Source organism: Streptomyces sp. NPDC111516, from assembly GCF_055635345.1.
The window spans coordinates 1-2,434 of sequence record NZ_JBVKBV010000069.1 but is presented as its reverse complement, the minus strand read 5'-3'; the positions used below and the strand labels follow the sequence as shown (position 1 = coordinate 2,434).

The following is a 2,434-nucleotide window of genomic DNA, read 5'->3' as shown; positions in this document are numbered from 1 at the left end:
ACTCCCCGATCCGAGCCGCGAAAACCTCCGACTCCTCCAAAAGCCCCGCAGCCATCCCCACCCACTGCGAACCCTGCCCCGGAAAGACGAAGACGACCCTGCGGCCGGTGGACGCGGCGCTCCGGACGATCCTCGCGTCGGTACGGCCCTCGGACAGCGCGTCCAGCGCGTCGAGGAAACCGGGACGGTCGGTGGCCACGATCACGGCGCGGTGCTCCATCGCCGTACGGGTGGTGGCCAGGGACAGCCCCAATTCGGCGAGTCCGGCGCCCGGTGCCGCCTGGACGTGCGCGTGCAGCCGCGCGGCCTGGGCGCGCAAGGCCCCCGGGGTGTGCGCGGAGACGGGCCAGGGCAGGGCCTCGGGTTCCGGTGCGGGCCCCGCCTCGTCCCCCGGTTCCTCGGCCCGGGTCGACGGCGCCTGCTCCAGAATGAGGTGCGCGTTGGTGCCGCTCACGCCGAAGGACGACACACCGGCCCGGCGCGGGCCGCCGGTCTCGGGCCACGGCGTGGCCTCGGTGAGCAGTGCCACCGCGCCAGCCGTCCAATCGACGTGCGGAGTGGGCTCGTCGACGTGCAGGGTCTTCGGGAGAACGGCGTTCTGGATGGCCAGTACGGTCTTGATCACACCGGCCACACCGGCCGCCGCCTGGGCGTGGCCGATGTTCGACTTGAGCGATCCCAGCCAGAGCGGACGGTCCCCCGGCCGGTCCTGTCCGTACGTGGCGAGGAGGGCCTGCGCCTCGATCGGGTCGCCCAGCTTCGTGCCGGTGCCGTGCGCCTCGACCATGTCCACGTCCGCCGCGGTCAGTCCCGCGTCGCTCAGCGCCTGGCGGATGACACGCTGCTGGGACGGGCCGTTCGGCGCGGTCAGGCCGTTGCTGGCGCCGTCCTGGTTGACGGCGGAGCCCTGGATCACCGCCAGGACCCGATGCCCGTTGCGCCGGGCGTCGGAGAGCCGCTCCAGGGCGAGAAGACCGACGCCCTCGGCCCAGCCCGTACCGTCCGCGGCGGCGGCGAACGCCTTGCAGCGGCCGTCGGAGGAGAGCCCGCGCTGCCGGCTGAACTCCACGAACATGCCCGGGCTGGACATCACGGCCGCACCGCCCGCCACCGCGAGATCGCACTCGCCCTGCCGCAGCGAGCCGACCGCCAGATGCAGCGCCACCAGCGACGAGGAGCAGGCGGTGTCAACGGTGAGCGCGGGACCTTCGAAGCCGTACGTGTACGAGATGCGTCCCGAGGCCACACTGGGCGTTCCGCCGGTCAGGGTGTAGCCCTCGGCGCCGTCGGACGCCTCGTGGAGACGGGCACCGTACTCCTGCGCGGTCGCGCCGACGAACACTCCGGTCCTGCTGCCGCGCAGACGCGCGACGTCGAGCCCGGCACGCTCCAGTGCCTCCCAGGAGACTTCGAGGAGCAGCCGCTGCTGCGGTTCCATCGCGGCGGCCTCGCGCGGCGAGATACCGAACGCCGAGGCGTCGAAGCGGGTGGCGTCGTGGAGGAAGCCGCCGGAACGGGTATAGGTGGTGCCGGGGCGGTCGGGGTCCTCGTCGTAGAGGGCGTCGAGGTCCCAGCCCCGGTCGGTGGGGAAACCGGACACGGCGTCGCCGCCGTCCATGACCAGCTGCCACAGGTCTTCGGGAGAGCCGACGCCGCCGGGCAGTCGGCAGCCCATGCCGATGATCGCGATCGGCTCGTCGTTCTCGGCAGAGGCGGCAGGGGCGGCCGACCGCGGGTCCGCGTCGACGGCCGACGTGCCGAACATCTCGGCGTCGAGGTGGCGGCCGACGGCGGCGGGCGTGGGATGGTCGAACAGGAGGGTCGCGGGCAGCCGTACGCCGGTCCGCGCGCCGAGCTCGTCGCGGAACTCCACTGCGGTGAGCGAGTCGAATCCCAGGGCCTTGAAACTGCGCGCGGGGTCGATCCGGCGGGCATCCGGATGACCGAGCAGCGAGGCCGCGCCCGAGCGCACCAGCCCGGTCAGCTCCCGTACGCGTTCCTCGGGGGCCAGGGAGGCAAGCCGGGCCCGCAGCTCGGCCACCGCGTCCGGCGCACCTGCGTCCGCGATGCTCTCGGTGCCCTCGGTGCTCTGGGCAGCCGCTTCGGAGGTACGGGGGGCGCCGGCCGTGACAGGGAGGCCGTCCAGCCAGTGGCGCTGCCGCTGGAAGGCGTACGTCGGCAGCTCGATCCGATCGATCGCACGGCCGGCCGGGTCTTCCGCGGCGCCGAGCGGGAGACGTTCGAGTACGCCGTGCGCGTAGAGGGTCGCCATGGCGGTGAGCAGGCTGTGCGGTTCTGGGTGGTCGCGGCGGAGAGCCGGAACAACGACAGCCGCGCTCTCCTCGGCCAGGCACTCCCGCACCATCGCCGACAGCACCCCGTCAGGACCCAACTCCACGAAAACCGAAGCACCTTCGGCTTCCAGGGTCTGCAC

The 2,434-nt window shown here is 73.0% G+C and carries 1 pseudogene; it reads right to left on the bottom strand.

The window, feature by feature from the left end:
- Window positions 1-2,422, bottom strand: a pseudogene (locus tag ACZ7L9_RS38020) (type I polyketide synthase); the annotation flags it as partial.
- Window positions 2,423-2,434: the final 12 nt, after the last annotated feature.